At 71.1% G+C, this 22616-nt stretch carries 21 protein-coding genes; 10 read left to right on the top strand and 11 right to left on the bottom strand.

The window, feature by feature from the left end; all coding sequences use genetic code 11:
* Positions 1 to 5: 5 nt before the first annotated feature.
* Together ADL15_RS20185 and pdxH are read right to left on the bottom strand one after the other, a co-directional pair.
* Positions 6 to 1256 carry an MFS transporter gene (locus ADL15_RS20185; protein WP_373872992.1) on the bottom strand — a complete coding sequence of 417 codons (1251 nt, stop codon included), beginning with the start codon at positions 1254 to 1256 and terminating at the stop codon, positions 6 to 8.
* A 29-nt stretch (positions 1257 to 1285) separates the two neighbouring features.
* The gene (gene pdxH / locus ADL15_RS20180; RefSeq protein WP_394326943.1) at positions 1286 to 1954 is read right to left on the bottom strand and encodes a pyridoxamine 5'-phosphate oxidase; all 669 of its coding nucleotides are present in this window, start codon (positions 1952 to 1954) and stop codon (positions 1286 to 1288) included.
* A gap of 165 nt (positions 1955 to 2119) precedes the next feature.
* Here pdxH and ADL15_RS20175 point away from each other — a divergent pair, with 165 nt between their 5' ends.
* From ADL15_RS20175 to ADL15_RS57095, 4 genes are all read left to right on the top strand, one after another.
* On the top strand, positions 2120 to 3226 hold the full coding sequence (locus ADL15_RS20175; protein WP_067693218.1) for a citrate synthase 2: 1107 nt from the start codon (positions 2120 to 2122) through the stop codon (positions 3224 to 3226).
* A gap of 2 nt (positions 3227 to 3228) precedes the next feature.
* Complete coding sequence (gene serC / locus ADL15_RS20170; protein ID WP_394326942.1) at positions 3229 to 4350, top strand: phosphoserine transaminase; 1122 nt, start codon at positions 3229 to 3231, stop codon at positions 4348 to 4350.
* A gap of 258 nt (positions 4351 to 4608) precedes the next feature.
* Positions 4609 to 5685, top strand: a complete 1077-nt coding sequence (sepH, locus tag ADL15_RS20165; protein WP_067693212.1) for a septation protein SepH — start codon at positions 4609 to 4611, stop codon at positions 5683 to 5685.
* A 212-nt stretch (positions 5686 to 5897) separates the two neighbouring features.
* Positions 5898 to 6272 (top strand): 2'-5' RNA ligase family protein, encoded by a 375-nt coding sequence (locus ADL15_RS57095; protein WP_067693209.1) that lies wholly within the window; start codon positions 5898 to 5900, stop codon positions 6270 to 6272.
* A 202-nt stretch (positions 6273 to 6474) separates the two neighbouring features.
* On the opposite strand, the gene ADL15_RS55440 is transcribed toward ADL15_RS57095, so the two are convergent.
* From ADL15_RS55440 to ADL15_RS20140, 4 genes are all read right to left on the bottom strand, one after another.
* A complete protein-coding gene (locus ADL15_RS55440) occupies positions 6475 to 7020 on the bottom strand; it encodes a hypothetical protein (RefSeq protein ID WP_394326944.1) in 546 nt (181 codons plus the stop codon).
* A gap of 168 nt (positions 7021 to 7188) precedes the next feature.
* The gene (locus ADL15_RS20150; protein ID WP_083971485.1) at positions 7189 to 8604 is read right to left on the bottom strand and encodes an MFS transporter; all 1416 of its coding nucleotides are present in this window, start codon (positions 8602 to 8604) and stop codon (positions 7189 to 7191) included.
* Positions 8605 to 8673: 69 nt separating this feature from the next.
* The gene (locus ADL15_RS20145) at positions 8674 to 9120 is read right to left on the bottom strand and encodes a MarR family winged helix-turn-helix transcriptional regulator (protein WP_373872989.1); all 447 of its coding nucleotides are present in this window, start codon (positions 9118 to 9120) and stop codon (positions 8674 to 8676) included.
* Between the two features lie 101 nt (positions 9121 to 9221).
* Positions 9222 to 10646 (bottom strand): NCS2 family permease, encoded by a 1425-nt coding sequence (locus ADL15_RS20140; RefSeq protein ID WP_067693203.1) that lies wholly within the window; start codon positions 10644 to 10646, stop codon positions 9222 to 9224.
* A 233-nt stretch (positions 10647 to 10879) separates the two neighbouring features.
* Between ADL15_RS20140 and ADL15_RS20135 the strand changes: the two genes are divergently transcribed.
* Positions 10880 to 11092, top strand: coding sequence for a DUF2530 domain-containing protein (locus ADL15_RS20135; protein WP_067693478.1), 213 nt, complete (start codon positions 10880 to 10882; stop codon positions 11090 to 11092).
* On the opposite strand, the gene ADL15_RS20130 is transcribed toward ADL15_RS20135, so the two are convergent.
* Positions 11089 to 11928 (bottom strand): DUF3027 domain-containing protein, encoded by an 840-nt coding sequence (locus ADL15_RS20130; RefSeq protein ID WP_067693475.1) that lies wholly within the window; start codon positions 11926 to 11928, stop codon positions 11089 to 11091. The two genes, ADL15_RS20135 and ADL15_RS20130, sit on opposite strands and share 4 nt — an antisense overlap.
* An 85-nt stretch (positions 11929 to 12013) precedes the next feature.
* Here ADL15_RS20130 and ADL15_RS20125 point away from each other — a divergent pair, with 85 nt between their 5' ends.
* From ADL15_RS20125 to ADL15_RS20110, 4 genes are all read left to right on the top strand, one after another.
* Positions 12014 to 13846: an MFS transporter gene (locus ADL15_RS20125; RefSeq protein ID WP_067693200.1), complete on the top strand. Its 1833-nt coding sequence runs from the start codon at positions 12014 to 12016 to the stop codon at positions 13844 to 13846.
* Positions 13843 to 14472: a futalosine hydrolase gene (locus tag ADL15_RS20120; protein WP_083971483.1), complete on the top strand. Its 630-nt coding sequence runs from the start codon at positions 13843 to 13845 to the stop codon at positions 14470 to 14472. Before ADL15_RS20125 ends, ADL15_RS20120 begins: the two co-directional genes overlap by 4 nt.
* A gap of 149 nt (positions 14473 to 14621) precedes the next feature.
* Entirely contained in the window at positions 14622 to 15776 is a 1155-nt protein-coding gene (locus ADL15_RS20115) for an MFS transporter (RefSeq protein ID WP_232344231.1), read from the top strand.
* Positions 15777 to 16033: 257 nt separating this feature from the next.
* Positions 16034 to 16636, top strand: coding sequence for a TetR/AcrR family transcriptional regulator (locus ADL15_RS20110; protein WP_067693195.1), 603 nt, complete (start codon positions 16034 to 16036; stop codon positions 16634 to 16636).
* Here the strand turns inward: ADL15_RS20110 and ADL15_RS20105 are convergent.
* From ADL15_RS20105 to ADL15_RS20095, 3 genes are read right to left on the bottom strand one after another with little or no spacing between them, the layout of a single operon-like run.
* Complete coding sequence (locus tag ADL15_RS20105) at positions 16611 to 17960, bottom strand: GH1 family beta-glucosidase (RefSeq protein ID WP_394326941.1); 1350 nt, start codon at positions 17958 to 17960, stop codon at positions 16611 to 16613. The genes ADL15_RS20110 and ADL15_RS20105 overlap by 26 nt on opposite strands.
* Positions 17961 to 17971: 11 nt before the next feature.
* Positions 17972 to 19177 (bottom strand): MFS transporter, encoded by a 1206-nt coding sequence (locus ADL15_RS20100; protein WP_232344230.1) that lies wholly within the window; start codon positions 19175 to 19177, stop codon positions 17972 to 17974.
* Positions 19174 to 21201, bottom strand: coding sequence for an amidohydrolase family protein (locus tag ADL15_RS20095; RefSeq protein WP_067693189.1), 2028 nt, complete (start codon positions 21199 to 21201; stop codon positions 19174 to 19176). The genes ADL15_RS20100 and ADL15_RS20095 overlap by 4 nt, the downstream gene beginning before the upstream one ends.
* Before the next feature lie 172 nt (positions 21202 to 21373).
* Between ADL15_RS20095 and ADL15_RS20090 the strand changes: the two genes are divergently transcribed.
* The gene (locus ADL15_RS20090; RefSeq protein WP_067693467.1) at positions 21374 to 22189 is read left to right on the top strand and encodes a 1,4-dihydroxy-6-naphthoate synthase; all 816 of its coding nucleotides are present in this window, start codon (positions 21374 to 21376) and stop codon (positions 22187 to 22189) included.
* On the opposite strand, the gene ADL15_RS20085 is transcribed toward ADL15_RS20090, so the two are convergent.
* Positions 22186 to 22584, bottom strand: coding sequence for a cold-shock protein (locus ADL15_RS20085; protein WP_067693185.1), 399 nt, complete (start codon positions 22582 to 22584; stop codon positions 22186 to 22188). The two genes, ADL15_RS20090 and ADL15_RS20085, sit on opposite strands and share 4 nt — an antisense overlap.
* Between the last annotated feature and the right edge of the window lie 32 nt (positions 22585 to 22616).

Raw genomic sequence — 22616 nt, 5'->3', positions numbered from 1 at the left:
GGACACTAGTGCTTCTCCTCCGGCTGCTGAGCGGGCCGGTATCGGATCAGTGCCGGGAACGCCGCGGCCAGCACCAGGGCCAGACCGGCCGCCACGAAGCCGCCGCCCACCCAGGAGGCGCCGACCCCGGTCACGTTCGCGGTGCCGCCGGCGCGCAGATCACCCAGTCGGGGTCCGCCGGCCACCACCACGGTGAACACGCCCTGCAACCGGCCGCGCAGCCGGTCCGGCGCGAACGTCTGCATGATCGACTGCCGGTAGACCGCGCTCACCAGGTCGGCCGCGCCGGCCACCGCGAGCAGCAGGATCATCAGCCAGAGCTGATGGGCCAGACCGGACAGGCCGATCGCCAGGCCCCAGGCGACCACCGCGGCGACCAGCGCGACGCCCTGCCGGCGGACCCGGCCGATCCAGCCGGAGGTGAGCCCGCCGAGCACCGAGCCGATCGCGATCGCGCTGAACAGCCAGCCGACCGCGGCGCCACCGCCGAACCGCTCCTCGGCCACCGCCGGGAACAGCGCCCGGGGCATCGCGAACACCATGGCGATCAGGTCGACGCCGAAGGAGAGCAGCAGCACCGGCTGGGTGACCAGGAACTTCAACCCGACCACGATGCCGTGCAGGCCGGCCGTCGGCTTCTCACCCGAGTCGTCCGGTTCGATCGGCGGGATCGCCGGCAGCCGCCAGGTCGCCCAGTAGGTGACCGTGAACAGCAGCGCGTCGACCGCGTAGGCCACCGTCACGCCGGTACCGGTCGACCAGATCCCCATGATCAGACCGGCGGCCAGCGGTCCGAGCACCCCGCCCGCCGTGGTCGTGGTGTAGTTCAGCGTGTTCGCGGCCGGGACCATGCCGGTCGGCACGATCCGCGGAATGATCGACTGGCGGGCCGGTGAGCTGATCGCGAAGCCGACCGCCTGCACCGCGGTGAGCGCCAGGAGCAAATGCGGACTTCGTACGCCGAGAGCCGCCTGTGCCAGCAGCCCGAGCGTGACCACCCAGGTCAGCGCGGAACTGAACAGCAGCAGCCGCCGCCGGTCGACCACGTCGGCGACCGCGCCGCCCCACAGCCCGAAGATCAGCAGCGGGACCAGGCCGGCCAGCCCGAGCAGGCCGACCCAGAACGGCGAGCGGGTGATGGCGAACATCTGCACCGGCACCGCCACCGAGGTGAACTGGAAGCCGAAGTACGACGCGCCGTTGCCGATCCACATCCGGCGGAACGTCACCACCCGCAGCGGCGTGGTGTCGATCATCCAAGAACGCTTCTTCTCCCCCGTGACGGTCACGGGGCGAGCCGCTCGACGACCCAGGAGTCGCCGTCGAGGCGGTACCGCAGCCGATCGTGCAGCCGGTTGGTCCGCCCCTGCCAGAACTCGACAGTGACCGGCACCACCCGCAGCCCACCCCAGTGCGGCGGGGCCGGCACCGGACCGTCACCGAACCTCGCCACCGCCTCGGCCAGGCCGGCGTCCACGGCGTCCCGGCCGGGCAGCACCCGCGACTGCGGGCTGGCCCACGCACCGAGCTGCGAGCCGCGCGGACGAGACGCGAAATACTCCTCGGTCTCGGCGCGGGAGACCCGCTCGACGGCTCCGGCCACGATCACCTGGCGTTGGATCGAAAACCAGGGAAAAACCAGGCTTGCGTACGGATTCTGCGCCGCCTCGGAGCCCTTGCGCGACGCATAGTTCGTGAAGAACACGAAACCGGTCGCGTCGTACCCCTTGAGCAGCACGGTCCGCGCCGAGGGGCGGCCGTCCGCGTCGGCGGTCGACACGATCATCGCGTTCGGCTCGGGCAGCCCGGCCGCGGTCGCCTCGGCGAACCAGACGGCGAACTGAGCCGGCCAGTCGGCGGCCAGCGAGCCCTCCAGCAACGGTCCGTGCTCGGTGTAGTCGCGGCGCATCCCCGCGGGGGACGGCGGTTCGGGGGACGGCGGTTCGGGGGGCATCGGGGGACTTCCTTTCGGCTGCAACGACCGTAAGTCCGCGACCGCCGAGTGTCAGTTGAACCAGGATGGGTGTCACCGAGAGCACAATCGCCACGGGTCGACCGTGCGGTTACCCGGCGGGCAAGATGAATCACTCACCGCAGCTCACGTTCTCCAGGGAGTGCCGTGTCCGACTTCAAGCCGGGACTCGAGGGCGTCACCGCGTTCGAGACCGAGATCGCCGAGCCCGACCGGGACGGTGGCGCGCTGCGTTACCGCGGCGTCGACATCGAGGATCTGATCGGCCAGGTCTCCTTCGGCAACGTCTGGGGCCTGCTCGTCGACGGCAGGTTCGGGCCGGGGTTGCCACCCGCCGAGCCGTTCCCGGTCCCGGTGCACTCCGGGGACATCCGGGTCGACGTGCAGTCCGCGGTCGCCATGCTCGCGCCGTACTGGGGGCTCGACCAGCTGCTCGACATCACCGACGAGCAGGCCCGCAAGGACCTGGCCCGGGTCTCGGTGACGGCGCTCTCGTTCGTCGCCCAGGCGGCCCGCGGGCTGGGCCTGCCGGCCGTCCCGCAGAAGGACATCGACAAGGCCGAGACCATCGTGGAACGGTTCATGCGCCGCTGGCGTGGTGAGCCGGACCCGCGGCACGTCAAGGCGGTCGACGCGTACTTCATCTCGGCGGCCGAGCACGGCCTGAACGCCTCCACCTTCACCACCCGGATCGTCGCCTCCACCGGCGCCGACGCGGCCGCCTGCATCTCGTCCGGGATCGGCGCCCTCTCCGGCCCGCTGCACGGTGGCGCACCCACCCGGGTGCTGCACATGCTGGAGGCGGTCGAGCGCCGCGGCGACGCGCAGGGGTACGTGACCGACGTCCTCGACCGCGGCGAGCGCCTGATGGGCTTCGGCCACCGGGTCTACCAGGCCGAGGACCCCCGGGCCCGGGTGCTGCGCCGGATCGCGAAGGACCTGGGCGCCCCCCGGTACGAGGTGGCCGCCGCCCTGGAGGTCGCCGCACTGGCCGAGCTGCACGAGCGCAAACCCGGCCACCAGCTGTGGACGAACGTGGAGTTCTGGTCGGCCGTGGTGCTCGACTTCGCCGAGGTGCCCGCGCACATGTTCACCTCGATGTTCACCTGCGCCCGGGTGGCCGGGTGGAGCGCGCACATCCTGGAGCAGAAGCGGCTCGGCCGGATCCTGCGGCCCAACCTGCGCTACCTGGGGCCGGCGCCCCGCAAGCCCTCGGAGGTCGAAGGCTGGTCTCAGCTCACGCATAATGTGTGACCGTGGCTGCTGACATCCGGATTCCTGACGAGATCAAACCTGTCGACGGACGGTTCGGCTCCGGGCCGAGCAAGGTCCGGCCGGAAGGTGTCGAGGCTCTCTCCGCCGTCTCCCGCACGTTCATGGGCACGTCCCATCGGCAGAAGACGGTGAAGGAGCAGGTCGGGCGGTTGCGCCGCGGCCTCGCCGAGTTCTTCTCGATGCCGGACGGCTACGAGGTGGTCCTGGCCAACGGCGGCACCAGCGCGTTCTGGGAGGTCGCGACGTTCGGCCTGGTCCGGGACCGGGCTCAGTTCGCCGAGTTCGGCGAGTTCGGCGCGAAGTTCGTCCAGGCCGTGACGGACGCGCCGTTCCTGGCCACGCCGACCGTGCACAAGGCGCCGGGTGGCCAGGCGGCCTATCTGACCGCCGAGGCCGGCGTCGACGTGTACGCGACCGTCCAGAACGAGACCTCCACCGGGGTGATGGTCCCGGTCCGCCGGGTGGCCGGCGCCGACCCGGGCGCCCTGCTGCTCACCGACGCCACCTCCGGCGGCGGCAGCCTGGACGTCGACCTGCGCGAGACCGACGTGTACTACTTGGCCCCGCAGAAGGCGCTGGGCTCGGACGGCGGGATCTGGCTGGCCCTGATGTCGCCGGCCGCGATCGAGCGGGCCTTCGAGATCAAGGCGAGCAAGCGGTACATCCCGCAGTTCCTCGATCTGGTGACCGCTATTGAACAGTCCCGCCTGGAGCAGACGTACAACACGCCGGCGCTCGCCACGGTCTTCCTCGCTGCCGAGCAACTGGACTGGATGAACGCGCAGGGCGGGCTGTCCTGGGCGGTCAAGCGCAGCGCGGAGAGCGCCGCCGCGATCTACGGCTGGGCCGAGCGCTCGTCGTTCGCCGAGCCGTTCATCACCGATCCGGCGCTGCGCTCGGCCGCGGTGGCCACCATCGACTTCGCCGACGGGGTGGACGCCGCGGTGATCGCCAAGGTGCTGCGCGCCAACGACATCGTGGACACCGAGCCGTACCGGAAGCTGGGCCGTAATCAGCTGCGGGTCGCGCTCTACCCGACCGTCGATCCGACCGATGTGGCCGCCCTGACCGCGTGCGTGGATTACGTCGTCGAGCGGCTCTGAGGTTTCCGATCATCATTCGTACGGGCAATGTTTCTCCCGACGCGGTGACTTGGCTCATTGTCCTCGGCGAGGCATAGTCCGTACGAATGGAAGGGTCTCCATCGAGAGTGCGAAGTTGAAGATCATCTACGCTGGTCAGCTCATTTGACGGCGTGGCTTACCCCCATCGGGTGACCGAGGCGCGTACCGTGTTCCGAAACGCGCCCGGGTGACTGACTCTCGGGAAGACAGGCCAACGCGACGGGACGGAGGCAACGCATGCGGCCGGTACGCTTCGTCGCCATCTCGGAAGACGGGCAGGCTCTCGTGCTCGCCGACGAGGTGGGCCGCTTGCTGGCACTCCCTCTCGACGACCGGGTCGCCGGAGTGCTCACCGACAGCCCCGCGACGCCGGGCACTGCTGTCGCGGTGATCGCTCCGGACATGGCCACCCTGTCCCCTCGGGACATCCAGGCGCGCATCCGGTGCGGCGAGTCCGCCGAGGACGTCGCCCGCATCGCCGGTGTCCCGGTCGACCGGGTCCTCCGCTATGCCGGTCCGGTGCTGCAGGAGCGGGCCATGCTGGCCCAGCACGCGCGCCGCACCCGGCTGAAGACGTCCGATTCTGGTCAGCCGCTGTCCGAGGTGGTCGACAGCCGCCTGGCGCAGCACGGGATCGACACCGAGAAGATCTCCTGGGACGCGTTCCGCAAAGAGGACGGCACCTGGCGGATCGTCGCCACCTGGCCGTCCGGCAAGGCCACCGCCCAGGCCATCTGGGACATGGACAAGGGTCGCCAGGTGGTGGCCCCGCACGACGACATGGCTCAGTATCTCTGCGCCGAGCGCCCCACCCAGATCCTCGGCCAGGAGCCGGCCCCCGAGCGTGGCGGTCACGGCCTGCCCGGTCCGGTCCGCAGCGCCGAGCCGACCCGCGGCGGCCACGGCCTGCCCGCGATGGACGCGCCCAGTCGCCCCAACCGTGACCAGGCCCGCCCTACCCGCGACCCGATCCGGGCCGGCCGCGACGCGCTGCTCGCCTCGCTGGACCGGCCGTTGGAGAGCTCCTCCGGCCGCGGCCTCGAACCGGTCTCCCCGGCTACCCGCCGCCCGGTCGCCGGTGGCGCCGCGGCGCTGCTCGGCGGCGGTTCCGGCTCGGCCTTCGACGACGAGTCCGACCTGCCCAAGGAGATCCCGGCGGTGCCGTCCCTGGCCGTGCTGCGCCCGCGCCGCACGGTCGGACAGACCGCCCAGTCCAGCGGCACCGAGGGCGACGAGACGAAGCCGCGCAAGCGCCTCCCGAGCTGGGACGACGTCCTCTTCGGCGGCGGCCCGGCCGCCCGGGAATCCTCCTGAGCCGATTCTTCGTCGCCGTCTTCCCCCCGGAAGCGGCCCGCGAGGATCTGCTCCACCACCTCCCACCCAGCACCCTCCTCACCCGCCCCACCACGTGGCACATCACCCTCGCCTTCCTCGGCACCCTCCCCACCAGCACGACGCCGCCCCCACCCACTGGCTCGACGCCGCCCTCATCCACTGGCTCGACGCCGCCCCCATCTGGCGATGAGGTGCCGCCCCGGCCCGCCGGCGAGGCTCCGCGCCCGCCCGAGGTCGTGCTCGAGGCCGTTCCCCGGCCGCCGTCCTTCCGACTCCGGCTCACCGGCGGCGGCCGTTTCGGATCAGTCGGCTGGGCCGGGCTGGGCGGCGACCTCCAGGCGCTCCGGACGCTGCGGGAGTCGATCCGGGTCGCGCTGACCGACGCCGGCCTCCCCATCGACCCACGCCCGTTCCAGCCGCACCTGACCGTCACCTACCGCGCGGCGACCGACCTGCTCCCGACCCTCGCCGACTACGTCGGCCCGGACTGGCCGGTCACCGACTTCACCCTGGTAGAAAGCACCCACGGCGAATACCACCCCCGCCACACCTGGCCCCTCCCCTAGCCCGGGCATCACACAGCTCTCACCCCCGCACCCACGCGACACCCACCGCACCCCAGACCGCTGCGCGGGTGCGGGTGTCGCGTGGTGAGCGGCGTGGCGCGGGAGGCGCGGCCGGGCCTGAGGGCGCGCGGCCGCGCGCGAGACTGTCACGGGACGTGGCTTGTAGCCTGCGGACGGGAATCGCTATTCGTACCAAATGGGGCTAAAGGCCGCGGAGGGCCAGACCCGCAGCTTCCAGGCGATCCTCGACCCGGAGGCGTTCGATTTCGCGGTCGACGCCGGTCAGGGGCTGGAGGTGTTCGGGCACGCCGAGGCAGCGGCAGGCCAGCTGCAGCCGGATGTCGTAGGCGCGCATCACCGCGGCCAGGCACTTTTCCGAGTAGCGCATCGGGCCGTTGCGGCGCTGGTGATCGAGGCGGCGCAGGTCGTAAGCGAGCTGTTCGATGGGAACCGGTGGCAGCTCGTCCATCCGGACGGTCACGTCAACCCCCTGCATGTCGCGGTCGAACCGGCGGAGATCCCGGTTCTGCGGGCTGGGACGGCGGGCCCAGGGCGCCGGGGCCGAGCCCTTGCGGGGCTGACGGCCCGGCGCGGGCACCCGGCGGAACCTGGCGTGGCGCCGGGGGCGGCGGCCCGAGGTCGATGGGGCGGCGGGCCGGTGTGGAGTGGAGCGCCGCCGCACGATGCGGGCACACGACAGGCCGAGCAGCGTTACCCACGCCGCCGAAATCACGACCAGTTGCGCCATCGCCACGATTCGACGCTAAACCCGGATCGCCAGAGTCGGAACACCCGTTCGGCGGACTGGATCTGCCAACTACCTAAATGCCAGGTTCCTTACCGACATCGGGCACCCTGTCCGGTCAATATATCCGACAAATCACCCAACAAGGTCGACCACGAAGGGGTGACACCCTCAGACCCGGGCGACCGGCTTGCCAGGAAGCGGTTTCACGTGAATCCGAACCACGGCGGGCTCAGAAGCAGCCGGTCCACAAGCAGCCGGCTCAGAGGCGGCCGACTCAGTAGCCGCCGGGCCAGAAGCGGCCGGGCCAGAAGCGGGCGCCGCCTCCACCAGATGCACCCGAGGCCGCGGGTGGAGATCGAACGCCAGCCGATCCCCGCTGGCCCGCAACTGCCAGACCAGAGCGGCCACCGACGCCAGGAATGAGATCAGCCCGCCCATCCAGATGCTCGACGGCACCCCGTACTGCTCACCCCACCACCCGGCCAGCGTGGCGCCGATCGGCGTGGAACCGAGGAACACCAGCACGTAGAGCGACATCACCCGGCCGCGGTACTCCGCGGCCACTCCCATCTGCACCCGGTGGTTCGCCGCCTGGGCCAGGTAGATCGAGAAGAACCCGGTCGGCACGAGCAGCACCATGGCGACCACGAAGTTCGGCGCGAAGCCGACCGCGAACTCGAACACTCCGAAGAGCAGCGCGGCGCCGATCACCCGGTACGCACCGGGCCGGGCCCGCCGCGCGCTGCCGGCCAGGGCACCACCGAGCGCGCCGACCGCCAGAGCCGTGGTGAGCAGGCCGAACGACGACGCCCCGGCGTGAAAGTTGATCTTCGCGAGGGCGGCCAGGGTGACCGGGAAGTTGAAGCCGATCATGCCGACCACGGCCATCAGGGCGATCGGGAGCAGCAGGTCGGTGCGCTTGCCGACGTATTTCAGGCCGTCCAGCACCCGGGCGTCACCGCGAGAGGCGCGCTCCAGCCCGTGCAGCTCGGTGGTGTTCATCCGCAGGTAGGTGAAGACCGGCGCGATGGCCAGTGCGGTGGCGATCAGGAACACGCCCCGGGTGGACAGCAGGGACAGCAGCACACCGGCCAGCGCCGGGCCACCGATCCGGGCCGTGTTGAAGGTGGCCGCGGAGAGGGCCAGCGCGTTCGGCAGCAGCGGGAGCTCCACCAGCTCGGAGACGAACGCCTGCCGGACCGGGGTCTCCACCGAGTTGGCGACGCCGAGAAGCACCGCGAACAGGTAGACGTGCCAGAGCTGGACGATGCCGGCGGACACGATGATCGCGAAGGCGACCGCGGTGACGGCGAAGACGGTGTTCGCGACGATCAGGAGCTTGCGCTTGTCGTACCGGTCGGCCAGCCGCCCGCTGTAGAGGGTCAGCAGCATCACCGGGACGAACTGCAGGGCGGTGACCAGGCCGAGTGCGGCCGGCGAGTTGTTCGAGAGCTCCAGGACCAGCCAGTCCTGGGCCGTGAACATCATCCAGACGCCGATCAGCTTGATCAGCTGGCCACCGGCGAAGAGACGATAGTTCCGGACTTGCAGGGATCGGAATGTCGTGTGCAGCACTGCCCGCATGCGGTTGTGCCCCCTCGCCTCGGTCGTACGCGTCATCGTCGTGTGACGAAGCGGAACGACCGGCGAAGATCAGCCGCGGGCGACGCGCTGCATGATCTCCGCGGCGCGCGCCAGGGTCTCCCGTTCCTCGGGGGTGAGCCGGTCCAGTTCCACGGCCAGCCACTCGTTGCGGGCCCGCTCGTGCAACGCGTAGACCGCCCGGCCCTCGTCGGTGGCGGCCAGGATGACCTGGCGCCCGTCGGTGGGATGCGGTGTCCGTGCCACGAGCCCGCGCTCCTCCAGCTTCCCGACGATCTTGGTCATCGTCGGGGGCTGCACCCGTTCCATGTCGGCGAGCTCACGCGGAGTCAGCGCACCGGCCAGCTGAAGGCTGGTCAACGCGGAAAGCTGACTGAACGTCAGGTCACCGACCGGGCGGGCCTGCCGGACTCGCCGGCTGAACCGGATGATCGCATCCCGCAGCGTTTTGGCCAGCAGGTCTGCTGTGCGCTCCGTCGTCATCACCCGCTCCGTCACGATACTTAGCCTAGCTAATGAGCATGGCTAACGACATGTGTAGACACCTATGACAGCCGTCACCGGGCCCGCAGGCGCGCGCCCGGTGACGACAGAAAACCTCAGAGCACCCAAGTCTCCAACGGACCGCGGGCGAAGTACAGGACGAACAGGGCGGCCACGCCGTACAGAATGGGGTGGATCTCCCGGGCCTTGCCGGTGCTCGCCTTCAGCACGACGTAGGAGATGATCCCGGCCCCGATCCCGTTGGAGATCGAGTACGTGAACGGCATCAACGTGATCGTCAGGAAGGCCGGCACCGCGAGGGTCCAGTCCGACCAGTCGATCTGCCGGACCGCCGTCATCATCAGGAAGCCGACCACCACCAGCGCGGTCGACGCGGCCTCGAACGGCACCACCTGCACCAGCGGCGCGAAGAACATGGCCAGCAGGAACAGCCCGCCGGTGACCAGGTTCGCCACCCCGGTACGGGCGCCCTCACCGACCCCCGAGGCGCTCTCCACGAACGAGGTGTTGCTGGAGACGCTTGCCGCGCCACCGGCCGCCGCCGCGATCGAGTCGACGAGCAGGATCTCCCGGGTCCTCGGCGGCATGCCCTCGTCGTCGAGCAGCTCACCCTCCTGGCCCACCGCGACCATCGTGCCCATGGTGTCGAAGAAGTCCGCCACCAGCAGCGTGAAGACGAACATCAGCGCGACCAGCCAGCCGGCGTGCTGCCAGGAGCCGAGCACGTTGAAGTGGCCGAGCAGCGAGAGGTCCGGGGTGTCGACGACCTTCTCCGGCATCCGCGGGACGTTCAGCGACCAGCCGTGCGGGTTGGTGACGACCGAACCGACGCCGGTGATCGCCTCCACCACGATGGCCAGCACCGTGGTGCCCAGGATGCCGATCAGGATCGCGCCCTTGATCTTGCGGACGAAGAGCACCAGCGTGAAGAGCAGGCCGATCGCGAAGACCAGGGTGGGCCAGGTGAGCAGCTTGCCGCCGAGGCCCAGCTCGACCGGGACGGTGGTGTTGGAGGCGTCCGGCACCCGGTGCACGAAGCCCGAGTCGACCAGCCCGATGATCATCAGGAACAGGCCGATGCCCACCCCGATCGCGGTCTTGAGCTGGGTCGGCACCGCCCGGAAGACCGCGGTGCGCAGGCCGGTCAGCACCAGGATGCCGATCAGCACACCCTCGATCACCACCAGGCCCATGGCGTCGGCCCAGGTCATCTGGGGTGCGATCTCGTACGCGACGAGCGCGTTCACCCCCAGCCCGGCGGCCAGCGCGAGCGGGAACCGCGCCACCACGCCCATCAGGATGGTCATCACGCCGGCGACCAGCGCGGTACCCGCCGCGAGGGCGGCCAGCGGCAGGTGGGCGCCCTTCTGGTCGGCACCCCCGGCCAGGATCAGAGGGTTGAGCACCACGATGTAGGCCATCGTGAAGAACGTGACGAAGCCGCCACGGATCTCACGGCTCAGCGTTGAGCCGCGCTCGGTAATCTGGAAGAAGCGGTCGAAACCGTTCGTCGGGGACATGCTTGCCCTTTCGGGTGGCACACTGAGGACCCGCGCATGCTGCCAGACCCGAGTTGACCTCGGCAAAAGCGGAGTGGTGTTACAACTCTCACGTCCTGCGCCGAGACGTTCCGTAATGGTCGTACCCTGTCGGAGTGAGTGACCTGTCTCCCGCGACCCGGGCTGACGATCCGCTGGCCGGTCTGAGCGTCGTGACCGGCACCAAGCCGCGCCCCGAGCCGCTCGACCCGCCGATGGTTCCGTTCGCGATCGCCGGCATCGTGGCGTTCGCCATCGCCTCGCTCGTCTGCTGGCTGGCCGACGCGCCGACGGCGTGGCTGCACACCAGCCTGACCGGGCTCGTCCTGGGCGCACCCGGCCTGAGCACGATGATCGTCCACGACCGGCACCGGAAACGACGCCGGGCGCTGTCGCACCCGGCGTTCCGTGTCGAGGAGAGCTCCTAGCTGTGGCCGTAGTCCTCGGCGGGCTCGCCTGACTCGACCGAGCCGTGGCCGCGGCTGACCGCGACCGTCTCGACCTCGCTGTCGTCGTAGACCGTCGGCAGCTCGTCGACCGGGTGCTCGGCGGTGGCCAGCAGCGCCTCGGAGTGCGCTCCGCAGCCGTGGTCGGCGCTCACCGCGCGGCCGTCGTCCGGCGCGTACAGATTGCCGCAGACGCCGAAGACCTGCTGCAGCGAACCGGCCAGCGGCAGGTAGAAACCGCAGGTGCCGCAGCGGGCGTTGCGCGGGGCGGCGGTCGAGATCGGCGCTTCCGGGCCGGAGTCGCCGTCATACCACCGCTGGGCCGTTTCCATCCGGCCCTCCTTCGACATCACCCGGGACCGGCCCAGGCCCAGCTCCCAGGAGCCCGCCTCGACCGCGGCGTCGTCGCTGAGCACGTAGCCCGGGGCGAGCCGGTCGTCGTCCGGCGCGGTCGGCATCAGGTCACCGACGCCGAGGTCACCCGGCTGCACGCGCTCGTTCCACGGCACCCAGCCGGGGGCGAGCAGCGCGTCGGGGCCGGGCAGCAGCACGGTCTCGCAGATGGTGACGTGCCGGCTGCGCGGCACCCGGGTCACGGTGACCGCCCAGCGCCAGCCTCGATAGCCGGCCAGGTGCGACTCGAAGAAGTGCGTCACCAGGCGGTCGCCCTCGGCCACCGCTTCCAAGTGATCGCCGACATCAGTGGGGTCCACATCGGTGATCGCACCCCGGGCCACCCCGACGGCATCGGCACAGACCTGGTCGAGTCGGGCGGCGCGCACAGCGGTCCTGGAGGTCACCCACCCATTGTTGCCTATGCCACCCGGTGCCACCGCAACGACTCCCCAGATACCTGTGCACAGAGGGGGACGCGAGTCGACCGGATCAGTCAGGATGGTTCCCATGCCGCTGCTTCCCACAATCGGACGCACCGTCGGCACCGGCGTCAAAGCCGTGCGCCTGGTGGTGCGTGGATCCCTCGGCGCCGGAGCGTGGGCGACCCGCCGGGTCGGCACCGCCCGGGCCCGCGGCGCCGCCAACGAGATCGGCATGATCCGACTCTTCGACCTGCACGCGGTGTCCTGTGCCGGCGACGCGCTCATCGCGATCGGCCTGGCCGGCACCATCTTCAGCGTCCCGCTCGGCGAGGCGCGCAGCAAGGTGGGCCTCTACCTGCTGATCACCATGATCCCGTTCGCACTGCTGGCTCCGGTGATCGGCCCGCTGCTCGACCACTTCCGGCACGGCCGGCGCTATGCGCTGGCCGTGACCATGCTGGGCCGGGCGTTCCTGGCCTACGTGCTCTCCGACAACCTGCACACCTGGGCGCTCTATCCGGCCGCCTTCGGCATCCTCGCCCTGTCCCGGGCCTACGGCGTGGCCCGTTCCGCCGCCGTTCCCCGCCTGCTCCCGGACGGGGTCGGCCTGTCCCAGGTGGGCGCCCGGGCCAGCGTCTACGGCACGTTCGCCGGCGCCCTGGTCGCCCCGATCGGCCTGCTGGCCTTCACGTTCGGGCCACAGTGGCCGCTGCGGGTGGCCACGCTGATCTTCCTGGTCGGCATGGTGGTGGCGCTGCGTCTGCCGCCCCGCGCCGACTCCGATCCGCCCGAGACCATGCCGCGCGCCTGGCGCACCGTGCTCGGCCTGGGCCGCGGCTCGGACCGTCCGCTCTCCGGCCGGCTGGTGCTGGCCACCCTGATCGGCAGCGCCGGCCTGCGCCTGCTCTACGGCTTCCTGCTGCTCTACCTGACCTTCGCGATCATGGCCGGTGACCTGAGCACCACGGTGCTCGGTTATGAGCTCACCAAGGGCGCCGCGGTCGGCCTGGTCGGCGGCGCGCTGGCCCTGGGCACGTTCCTGTCCACCGCGGCCGGCACCGGTCTGCGCATCCGCCGCCCGCTGGCGCTGCAGTCCAGCGGCCTGATCGTGACCGCCGCGATGGCGATCCTGGCCACGGTCTTCTACAACCTGGCCACGATCACCCTGCTGGCGCTGCTCACCGCCACGTTCAGCGGCATCGCGAAGCTGGCCGTCGACGCCAGCATCCAGGAACGCGTCCCGGAGCGGCTGCGGGCCACCGCGTTCGCCCACTCCGAGACGGTCCTGATGCTGGCCTGGGTGACCGGCGGCGGCATCGGCCTGATCCCGCTGACCGGCCGCCTCGGTGTGGCCCTGGCCGCGGTCCTCGCGGTGCTGGCCGCCGCGCGGGCCGCCTGGATGGCCGCCCGCCTGCACAACGAGCGCCTCGCGGGCCGGCCGGAAGGCACGGGAGACATCGAGGGCGACGTCAAGGCCGCTGATGCTTCCGACCGCGCCGTTTCCGGTACGACGACGAGCACCGACCTGGCCGTCCCCGCGCCGACCGACCCCTGGCCGGAGGCCCCGACGGTGCCGCACCGGGCCGGGCACCAGCCGCCGACCCCACGCCGTCCCGCCGACGCCCCGCCGCCGGGCACCCGCGACTTCGACCCAGTGCCCCGGGAGTCCCGCCCCGGCAAGGCCGACACGACGCTGGTGGAGAAGCCCCGCACGAGCCGTGGCTGGTGGCCGGGCCGGCGCAAGCCCAAGCCCGCCGCCGCCGAGCAGCCCGCCGCGGAGAAGACCGAGCCGGTCCCGGCCCCGGTGGCGAAGACCGAGTCCCCGGTGGAGAAGGCGACCCCGCCCGCTCCGCCGGGCTTCCACGTCTACCGGCCCTCGTCAGCTGACCAGAGCGCACACACCGGCGAGGACTCGTGACCCCGTACCCAATCCTGGTCGTCACCGCGGTCGACGCCGAAGCCGAAGCCCTCCGCGCGGTCCTGGCCGATGCGGCAGTGGTCGAAGCCGTAGGCGTCGGCCCGGCCGCGGCCGCCGCCGGAACCGCCCGCCTGCTCGCCCGGAGTGACTACCGCGCCGTGCTCAGCGTCGGCATCGCCGGCGGTTTCCCCGGCCGCGCCGACGTCGGCGGCACGGTGCTCGCCACCCGCACCGTCGCCGCCGACCTGGGCGCCGAGTCACCCGGCGGGTTCCTCCCGATCGAGGAGCTCGGCTTCGGCAGCAGCACCCTGGAGACCGATCCGGCCCTGTTCAAGGCACTGCAGGCCGCGCTGCCGCACGCGGTCACCGGCGACGTTCTCACGCTCAGCACGGTCACCGGCACCGCCGAGACCGCCGCCCGGCTGGCGGCCCGCTTCCCGCAGGCCGTCGCCGAGGCCATGGAGGGTCACGGCGTCGCCACCGCCGCGGCCGGTGCCGGTGTCCCGTTCGCCGAGCTGCGGTCGATCTCCAACCCGATCGGTCCCCGGAACCGGGCCGCGTGGCGTCTGGCCGACGCGTTCGCCGCCCTGCGCGCCGCCGCACCGGCCCTGGCGCAGCTGCCCTGACCGCTTTACACCTTCCTGGAAGACCGCATGGCAAGAACGTGAATTCTTTTACAAGGAAGTTGTTGCTGTTGATGATCGGGCCCGGCATGCTGCGCTGAAGAATGTGACTTTCGTCGCTGGACCGTGAGCGAGGCAGCAGGATGAGCGACATGAGCGCCGGGGCTCGGGCCCGATTGATCGGTGCCGGCTATGCGGCCCAGGGGCTCGGGTATGCCGCGGTGGTCACCGCACTGCCCGCGTTCAAGGAGCGACAGGGCATCGACGACGCGTTCGTGTCCGCAATCCTGCTGCTCGTCTGCGTGGTCGCGGCCGGCGGCTCGGTGATTGCCGAGAAGGTGGCGGCCCGCTGGGGCAGCCGGTACGCCCTGGCCGGCGGCCTGTTCCTGGTCGGCGCCGGTCTCGCCGGGACGACCGTCGGCACGCCGAACGCGCTCTTCGTGGTGATCCTGCTGTGTTACGGGATCGGTCTGGGCACGGTGGACGCCTCGCTCAGCATGCAGGGCGTGCTGGTGCAGGCCCGGCTGGGTCGCAGCGTGATGAGCCGGCTGTTCGCCGCGTACACGGCCGCCGCGATCGTGGCGGCGCTGCTGATGTCCTGGTCGCTGGGCCGGGGCAGCGGGGCGACGATCGCGGTCGGCGCGGCGGCCGGGTTCTCCGTGCTGGTCGGGCTGGCCGGCTGGCGGGGCTTCGAGCCGGCGCGTACCGAACGCTCCAGTGTGGTTCACGAGGCCGGCGGCCGCGCGGTGCGCCGGGTGGTCTGGGTCTGCGGAATGTTGATCTTCACGGCGTTCCTGGTGGACTCCGCGGTGAGCACCTGGAGCTCGGTCTACCTGAAGGACTCGCTCGCCGCGAAGGCCTCGGTGGTCCCGCTCGGCTACGCCGCCTACCAGGCGATGGTGCTGGTCAGCCGCCTGTTCGCGGACCACATGGTGCCGCGCGCGGGTCGGGTGGCGATGGCGGTCGGCTCGCTCGCCGTCTCCGGCGCCGGCTGCGCCCTGGTGGTGTTGCTGCCGTCGGTGCCCGCCGCGGTCGTCGGTTTCGCGATCGCCGGCATCGGTGTCGGCGTCCTGGTCCCGCTGGCGTTCAGCGCGGCCGGCGAGGCCGCCGCGGAGAGCAGCGACGAGGTGATCGCCCGGGTGAACCTGTTCAACTACGGCGGCGCACTGCTCGGCGCGGTCCTGCTCGGCGCGCTCTCCGAACCGATCAGCCTGCGGATCGCCTTCCTCATCCCGGTGCTCGGCGTGATCCTCACCCTCCCGCTGGCCCGCCGCCTGCGCCACCTCACGGTCGCTCCGGTCTCATAACCCCTATTGGGTACGAATAGGGAGCGCACGTCCGCAGGCTACAAGCCGAGTCCCGCCCGTGAGGCGGACGCGAGCCCGTGGCCACTCCCGACCGCAGCGCGACTCAGGGTCCCGGCTGGCTCTCAGGGGTGCCTCCGCGGCGCGGAGGCACCCCTGAGAGCCAGCCAAAGTCGGGAGTCGCGGCCGGGCCTCGAGTGGCACGGTGTCGCGGAGGTGTGGGGGCCGAAGGGGAAACACTCGCTGGATAAGCTGGGCTGGTGCCTAGGCTGGTGGACCACGAGGTGCGGAAGGCGCAGCTCCTCGCGGCCACCTGGCGGGTGGTGCGGGCGCGCGGCGTCGAGGGCACCACCACCCGGGCGATCGCCGACGAGGCCGGCTGCTCGCTCAGCGTTCTCGCGCACTTCCTCGGCGGCAAGGACGACATCCTGGTCGCGGCGCAGCAGGCGGTCTACGAGCAGATCGTGGAGCGGGCCTTCCGGATCGGCGGTGACCGATCCGGATTAGCCGCCCTCCGCGCCGCCCTGGACGCGGTGCTGCCGATCGACGAGGAGCGGGCCGCGGACGCGCACGTCAACGTGGCCTTCGCCGGTGCGGCCCTGTCGCATCCGCTGCTGGCCGAGTCCCGCCGCGCGTCGCACCGGGCGATCCGCGTGCACCTGCGCACCTGCCTGCGCGAGGCCCGTGAGCTGGACGAGCTGCGGGTCGGGGTGACCGACGAAGCGGTGATCGACGACTTCATCATCCTGGTCGAGGGCAGTTCGCTGCTCAGCCTGGTGGACGGCTGGGCCGAGGAGGGCCGGGCCGAACGCCTGACCCGCCTCGCCGACAACTTCGTCAGTCAGTTGCGCCACACCCGCTGATCAGGTCGCGGTACCAGTACCAGGAGTCCTTCCGCGTACGGGAAAGGGTTTCCTGGTCCACGTGGACCAGGCCGAACCGTTCGTCATAACCGGCGGCCCACTCGAAGTTGTCGAACGCCGACCAGACGTAGAAACCGTCCACCCGCACGCCGGCGTCGATGGCCGCCTTGACCGCCCGCAGGTGCGCGTCCAGATACGCGATCCGGCGCGGGTCGTGCACCCGCCCGTCCGGCCCGGGCGGCGCGTCGTGGAAGGACGCGCCGTTCTCGGTGACGATCACCGGCGGCAGCGCCGGGTACCTGTCGCGCAGCGCGACCAGGATCTCGGTGAGCGCGCCGGGCACGATCGCCCACCCGAAGTCGGTGCGTTCGTCGCTCTTCACCGGCACCGGCGAGAACGGCAGCCCCTCCGGGATGTCGACCTCCAGCACCCCGGCGTAGTCCTTGCCCTCGCGGGGCGCCTCGACCGCGGTCGGCTCGTAGAAGTTGACGCCGTAGAAGTCCAGCCGGGCGCCGATCAGTTCCAGGTCGCGGTCGAGTTGTGCGCCGGACGTGCCGATGCCGGCGCGGATCATCTCGTCCGGGTAGTCGCCGAGCAGGATCGGGTCGGAGAACGTCCAGTTGGTCAGGTTGCGGAACATCTCGGCGGCGAACTGGTCGGCCGGGTCGTCGCCGGCCGCGGAGACCGGGAAGTGCTGGTTGGCGATGCCGATCGCGCCGGCACCATGCGTACGCAGCACCTGGACGGCCAGCCCGTGCGCGAGCAGCTGGTGGTGGGCCGCGGGCAGGGCGGCCAGGCCGAGCCCCCGGGCCGGCGCGTGATCGGTGAGCGCGTACCCGTACAGGGTGTGCACGTTCATCTCGTTCATCGTGATCCAGTCACGGACCCGGTCACCGAGCCGCAGCGCCACGGCACTGGCGTAGTCGGCGAGCCGGTGCGCGGTGTCCCGGTTCAGCCAGCCGCCCCGATCCTCCAGCTCCTGCGGCAGATCCCAGTGGTAGAGCGTGGGAACCGGCCGGACCCCGGCGGTGAGCAGCTCGTCCACCAGCCGGTCGTAGAAGTCCGGGTCGGCCAGCGCGCGGGTCCAGGAGATCGAGAAGCGGTAGTCCTGCACACCGGCCTCGGCGATGTGGCCGACGTCCTCGGCGTACCGGTGGTAGTGATCGATCGCGGTCCGGCCGTCCTCGCCGTGCCGGACCGTGCCGGGGCGGGCCGTGAACGTGTCCCAGATGCTCGGGCCCTTGCCGCCGACGTCGGCCGCGCCCTCGATCTGGTACGCCGAGGTCGCCATGCCGAACCGGAAACCGGGGGGAAACTGGATCAAGGAAGGTCCTTTCACGACAACGCTTTCAGGCGGGGCAGGCACAGCAGGGCCAGCACAGCAAAACCCGCGGTGAGCAGGTAGAGCGCGGGATAGCCGCCGAGCCGGGTGACGATCGGCGCGGCGACCACCGGGGCGAGCAGCTGCGGCAGGGTGCCGGCGATGTTGGCGACGCCGAGCATGGTGGCCCGGGTCTCGGCATCCGGCAGGACGTGCGTGATCACCGCCATGTCGACCGCCACGTACGCCCCCCACCCCGCGCCGACCAGCACCGACGCGACGATCACCACGGCGACGACTGGGAACAGGGCCATCAGCGTGGTCCCGGCGGCCAGGATCACCCCGGCTGCCACGACGAACACCTTGCGGCGCTGCCAGCGGTCCGACAGCACCCCGCCGGCGAACCCGAACAGCCCGGCGAACAGCACGTTCACCACGGTCAGGATCAGCACCCAGGTCGCCGCGTCGGTCACACCGACCCGGTCCGACAGGTAGTAGAAGAGATAGACCAGCACCAGCGCGTTGACCAGGTTGAGCAGGAACCGGATCACCCAGGCCCAGGCGAACTGGGCGCCCGGGCGCAGCAGCACCGACCAGTTCGTCGGCCCGGCCGCGACCCGCGCGACCCCGCGCCCGTCGTGCCCGTCGCGCAGCAGGAGCAGGGCGGCGCCGAGCGCGGGCACCGCCACGGCCACCGCGATGTAGCCGGGCGCGCCCTGGCCGACCGCGACGGCCAGGGCGGTGCCGAGCACCACGCCGACGATCTGGGCGACGCCGAACAGCGCGCCGACCGTGCCGCGCTGCCGTTCCGGCACCCGGTCGCCGATCATCGCGGCCAGCGCGGCGAGCGGGCCGTTCAGCCCGACCTGGACCAGCACCCAGCCGGTCATCATCAGCGCCCGCGAGTCGGCGGCCGAGAGGACCAGCAGGCCGGCCACCCCGACCACGGTGCCGGCCACGAAGATCGGCCGGCGCCGGGCGCCCATCCGGTCGGAGAGCACCCCCCAGAGCGGGTTGGCGATCAGGGAGGCGCCCGCACCGACCGCGGTGACCAGTGCGAGCAGCGACTCCTTGCCACCCTCGCCGGCCAGCCGGGCGGCATGCTCGGGCAGCAGGATCTGGATCGGGCCGAACCAGCCGGCCGCGACCCCGATCATCGCCAGTGCGTACGCGACCATCCATCGCGTACGCACCGGCGTTTCGGTGACGACTTCCGTCACGAGCGGGCCTTTTCCCACATCGTCACGTACGCCTCGGCCCCGCTCATCAACTGCTTGGTGAGCAGCGCCTTGTCCGAGCCGGCCTGGTTGGTCAGGTCGGTGATCCAGTCGGCGTACAGGCCGTACTGGGCGACGCCGTCGGTGTTCAGGTCGAAGGTGCGGGTGCCCCAGACCTGCTTGGCGACCTTGGTGCCGTTCGTGGCGGTGAACGGGTAGGTGAGCGGGCTGGCGCCGGCGGTCAGGCGGGGCGCGGCCTGCGGGCCCAGCCCGTTCACGTCCGAGCCGATCCCGTACCCGGTGATCTTCGTGCCGTTGGCGAGAGCCTTGTTGGCGCGCCACTCGTCGAGGAACGTCGGCGTGCCGGTGCCGTCGTCGGTGGCCGCGAACGCGTAGGAGGCGACGAACCCGCCGAGCCCGAGAACCCGGTTCACCAGGGTCCGGTCGGCCCAGGTGTGCACCGAGGTGACCCCGGCGTACCCGGCCTGCTCGGCCAGGTCGAGCACCGCGGTCGCGGTCTTCACGCTCATGTGGTCGATGTGGATGACCATGCCGCGGTCCATCATCTTCTGGACCAGGTACTTGCCGAGCGCGGTGAGCCCGCGGACGTTGCAGATCTTGCCGCTCGGGTAGACCGGCAGGATCGCGCCGGCCGGCAGGTCGACGCCGAGCGCGAGCAGCTTCGCGAGGTCGTCGCTGACGATCGGCTGCTCGTTGTCGGACGGTCCGGTGCAGCTGGTCGCCTGCCACCAGTGACCGGTCGAGATCAGGTTGCCGACGTTCACCGCGGCGCCGGTGACGCCCTCGTCGAAGCGGGTGCCGCCGAACGCGTTGTCGAACTTGTGCACCGGGTAGAACCCGCTGACCCCCATGGCCTGCAGCTCGTTGAGCCCGGCGTCGATCTGCGCGGTGGTGCACTGCGGCACGTCGTTGACCTCGCGGCAGCCGAAGATCTCCGAGTTCTCCACGCCGATGGTGACGGCGAGCTTGCCCTGTGCCGCGATCGCCCGGACCTCGGCCGGCGTGGTGGCCAGCCGGAACCAGCCCTTGCCTGGTCCGCCGCTGCGGGCGTCGATGTAGTCCTGCATCTTCCGCAGGTACGTCGACTGCGCCCGGATCTGGTCCATCTCGTCGCAGGAGGTGTGCTCCAGGGTCAGCCCGCAGATCACCCGGTTCGCCACCAGCAGCACGTTGAGCACCCGTTGGCCGGACTGCCAGGCCCGTTCCAGGCTGCGGAAGTACGACGCCTCGTGCAGCATCGTGTCGTTCTGCGGCCAGTCGGTGAAGCTCGGCCAGCCCTGCTCGGACGAGTTGATCGGGTCGGTGCCCGCGATGATCGCCTCGAGCAGCGCGCCCCAGCCCAGGGTGGCGTGCGAGGCACAGCCGGCCAGGGCGACCGGCGCGCCGCCGGCGGCGTACGCGTCACCGCAGTGCAGCGAACCGCCGAACGCCTCCGCCGCGGTGATGTGCGCGTGCGCGTCGATCCAGCCGACCAGCTTGCCGCTGGAGTCGACCGCCGGGTTCGGCGTGCCGCTCACCCCGGTGGTGATGTCCGGGATCGCCGCGCAGCCGGTGGCCGGTGCGAACGCCACGGTCCCGCTGCCTGCGCCGAGCCCGCCGAGGTAGGAGCCCATCTGCTGGCCGGTGGCCGTGCTGACCAGCTTGTACTTGCCCTCGGAGGAGCTGACCGTCCAGTCCGCCCGGTCGCCGTACTTGTCGCCGGCCCAGACCCAGCCGACCGTGCTCTGGTACGGCGGCGCGCCGGTGTGGTCACGCAGCTGGTAGCGGCCGAGCTGGGTGGCCTCGAAGCGGAACGGCTCAGCCTTGGTGGCGGTGCCGGTGAAGCCGTAGCCGACCGAGTCCTTGAAGACGTAGCCGAGCGATGCGGTTCCGTTGAACACCTGGAGGGTGACGCACGAGCCCTCCAGGTCATTTGCGGGCGTCCAGGTAGCCGCGGCTTCGGCGGGCGCGGACAGCCCACCGACGAGGCCCAGCACCAGGACGCCCGCGAGCAGCTTGCGAGCCACGGGACACCCCCTTGGTAGATCAGTTGATCCTGCAAGGCGGAGTGTAGAAATTCACATGCCGTTTAAGCCAGAGGTGAATGTGAATATTTTTATGGGCGGTAAACGTGGGTGTGGCGCACTGGACAAGACGGCTGCCGAGCGTCATGGGCCACGCGGGACTAGCGTGGACCCCGTGGCGCTCTCTCTCGCGGTCTCCCCATGCCCGAACGACACGTTCGTATTCCACGCGCTGATCCACGGCCTGGTCGACGGGGCACCCGAGATCGACCTGACCTTCGCCGACGTCGACGTGACCAACACGGCCGCCGAGCGCGGCGAGTTCGACCTGGTCAAGGTGAGTTACGCGGCGCTGCCGTGGCTGCTCGACAAGTACGAGCTGCTGCACTGTGGCGGCGCGCTCGGCCGGGGCTGCGGCCCGCTGGTGCTGACCCGTGAGCCGCGCGCCGACCTGACCGGCGCCACCGTGGCGGTGCCCGGTGACCGGACCACGGCGTACCTGCTGATGCGCCTCTGGTCGGAGGGGAAGCCACCGGCGAAGATCGAGGTGGTCCCGTTCCACCAGATCATGCCCGGGGTCGCCGACGGGACGTACGACGCGGGCCTGGTCATCCACGAGGCCCGGTTCACCTACCAGCGCTACGGCCTGACCGCCCTGGCCGACCTCGGCGAGTGGTGGGAGGCCGACACCGGCCTGCCGATCCCGCTCGGCGCGATCCTGGCCCGGAAGGGCACCGTCGACCCGGCGCAGGCCACCGAGTGGATCCGCGAGTCGCTGCGCAAGGGCTGGCTCGACACGGCCGCCAGCCAGGAGTTCATCCTCGCCAACGCGCAGGAGATGGAACCCGCCGTGGTCAAGCAGCACATCGAGCTCTACGTCAACGAGTTCACCCTGGAGCTGGGCAAAGACGGACTCGCCGCCGCCGACGCCCTGCTCGGGCGTGCGGCGGCGGCGGGCCTGACGCCTGCGGTGCCGTCCCTGATCAGCTAGCTCTCGAACTCGGTGGCGATCGCGTGCAACAGCTGCGCGATCTTCAGCGAGTTCTTCTTGTCCGGATACCGACCGCGCTGCAGCACCGGCTGCACGGAGGTCTCCAGCACCTTGATCATGTCCTCGATCATGCTGGCCGTCTCCTCGGCCGGGCGGCGGCGAGCCTCGGCATCCCGGAGCGCCAGCGACGGCGGGGCGTCGAGGAGCTTCACACCGAGCGCCTGCGCGCCCTTACGGCTGTCCACCACGCCGAACTCGATCTTCTGACCGGTTTTCAGCTCGGTGACCCCTGCCGGTAGCGCACCCTTGGGCAGGAACACGTCACCGCCCTCATCGCTGGTGACGAATCCGAATCCCTTCGCCGCGTCGTACCACTTCACTCGACCCGTGGGCACCGCTGACCTCAACTTCACTCAATGGACACAAC

The organism is Actinoplanes awajinensis subsp. mycoplanecinus (assembly GCF_001509495.1).
GTDB classification, from domain to species: Bacteria; Actinomycetota; Actinomycetes; order Mycobacteriales; family Micromonosporaceae; genus Actinoplanes; species Actinoplanes palleronii.
This window is presented reverse-complemented; position numbering and strand designations above follow the sequence as displayed.

Bases quoted from the DNA above. Each gene is read 5' to 3' on its own strand.
- ADL15_RS55440 (WP_394326944.1), bottom strand. From the start codon at position 7,020: ATGGCGCAACTGGTCGTGATTTCGGCGGCGTGGGTAACGCTGCTCGGC.
- ADL15_RS20185 (WP_373872992.1), bottom strand. From the start codon at position 1,256: ATGATCGACACCACGCCGCTGCGGGTGGTGACGTTCCGCCGGATGTGG.
- pdxH (WP_394326943.1), bottom strand. From the start codon at position 1,954: ATGCCCCCCGAACCGCCGTCCCCCGAACCGCCGTCCCCCGCGGGGATG.
- ADL15_RS20150 (WP_083971485.1), bottom strand. From the start codon at position 8,604: ATGCGGGCAGTGCTGCACACGACATTCCGATCCCTGCAAGTCCGGAAC.
- ADL15_RS20140 (WP_067693203.1), bottom strand. From the start codon at position 10,646: ATGTCCCCGACGAACGGTTTCGACCGCTTCTTCCAGATTACCGAGCGC.
- ADL15_RS20135 (WP_067693478.1), top strand. From the start codon at position 10,880: ATGGTTCCGTTCGCGATCGCCGGCATCGTGGCGTTCGCCATCGCCTCG.
- ADL15_RS20115 (WP_232344231.1), top strand. From the start codon at position 14,622: ATGAGCGCCGGGGCTCGGGCCCGATTGATCGGTGCCGGCTATGCGGCC.
- ADL15_RS20125 (WP_067693200.1), top strand. From the start codon at position 12,014: ATGCCGCTGCTTCCCACAATCGGACGCACCGTCGGCACCGGCGTCAAA.
- sepH (WP_067693212.1), top strand. From the start codon at position 4,609: ATGCGGCCGGTACGCTTCGTCGCCATCTCGGAAGACGGGCAGGCTCTC.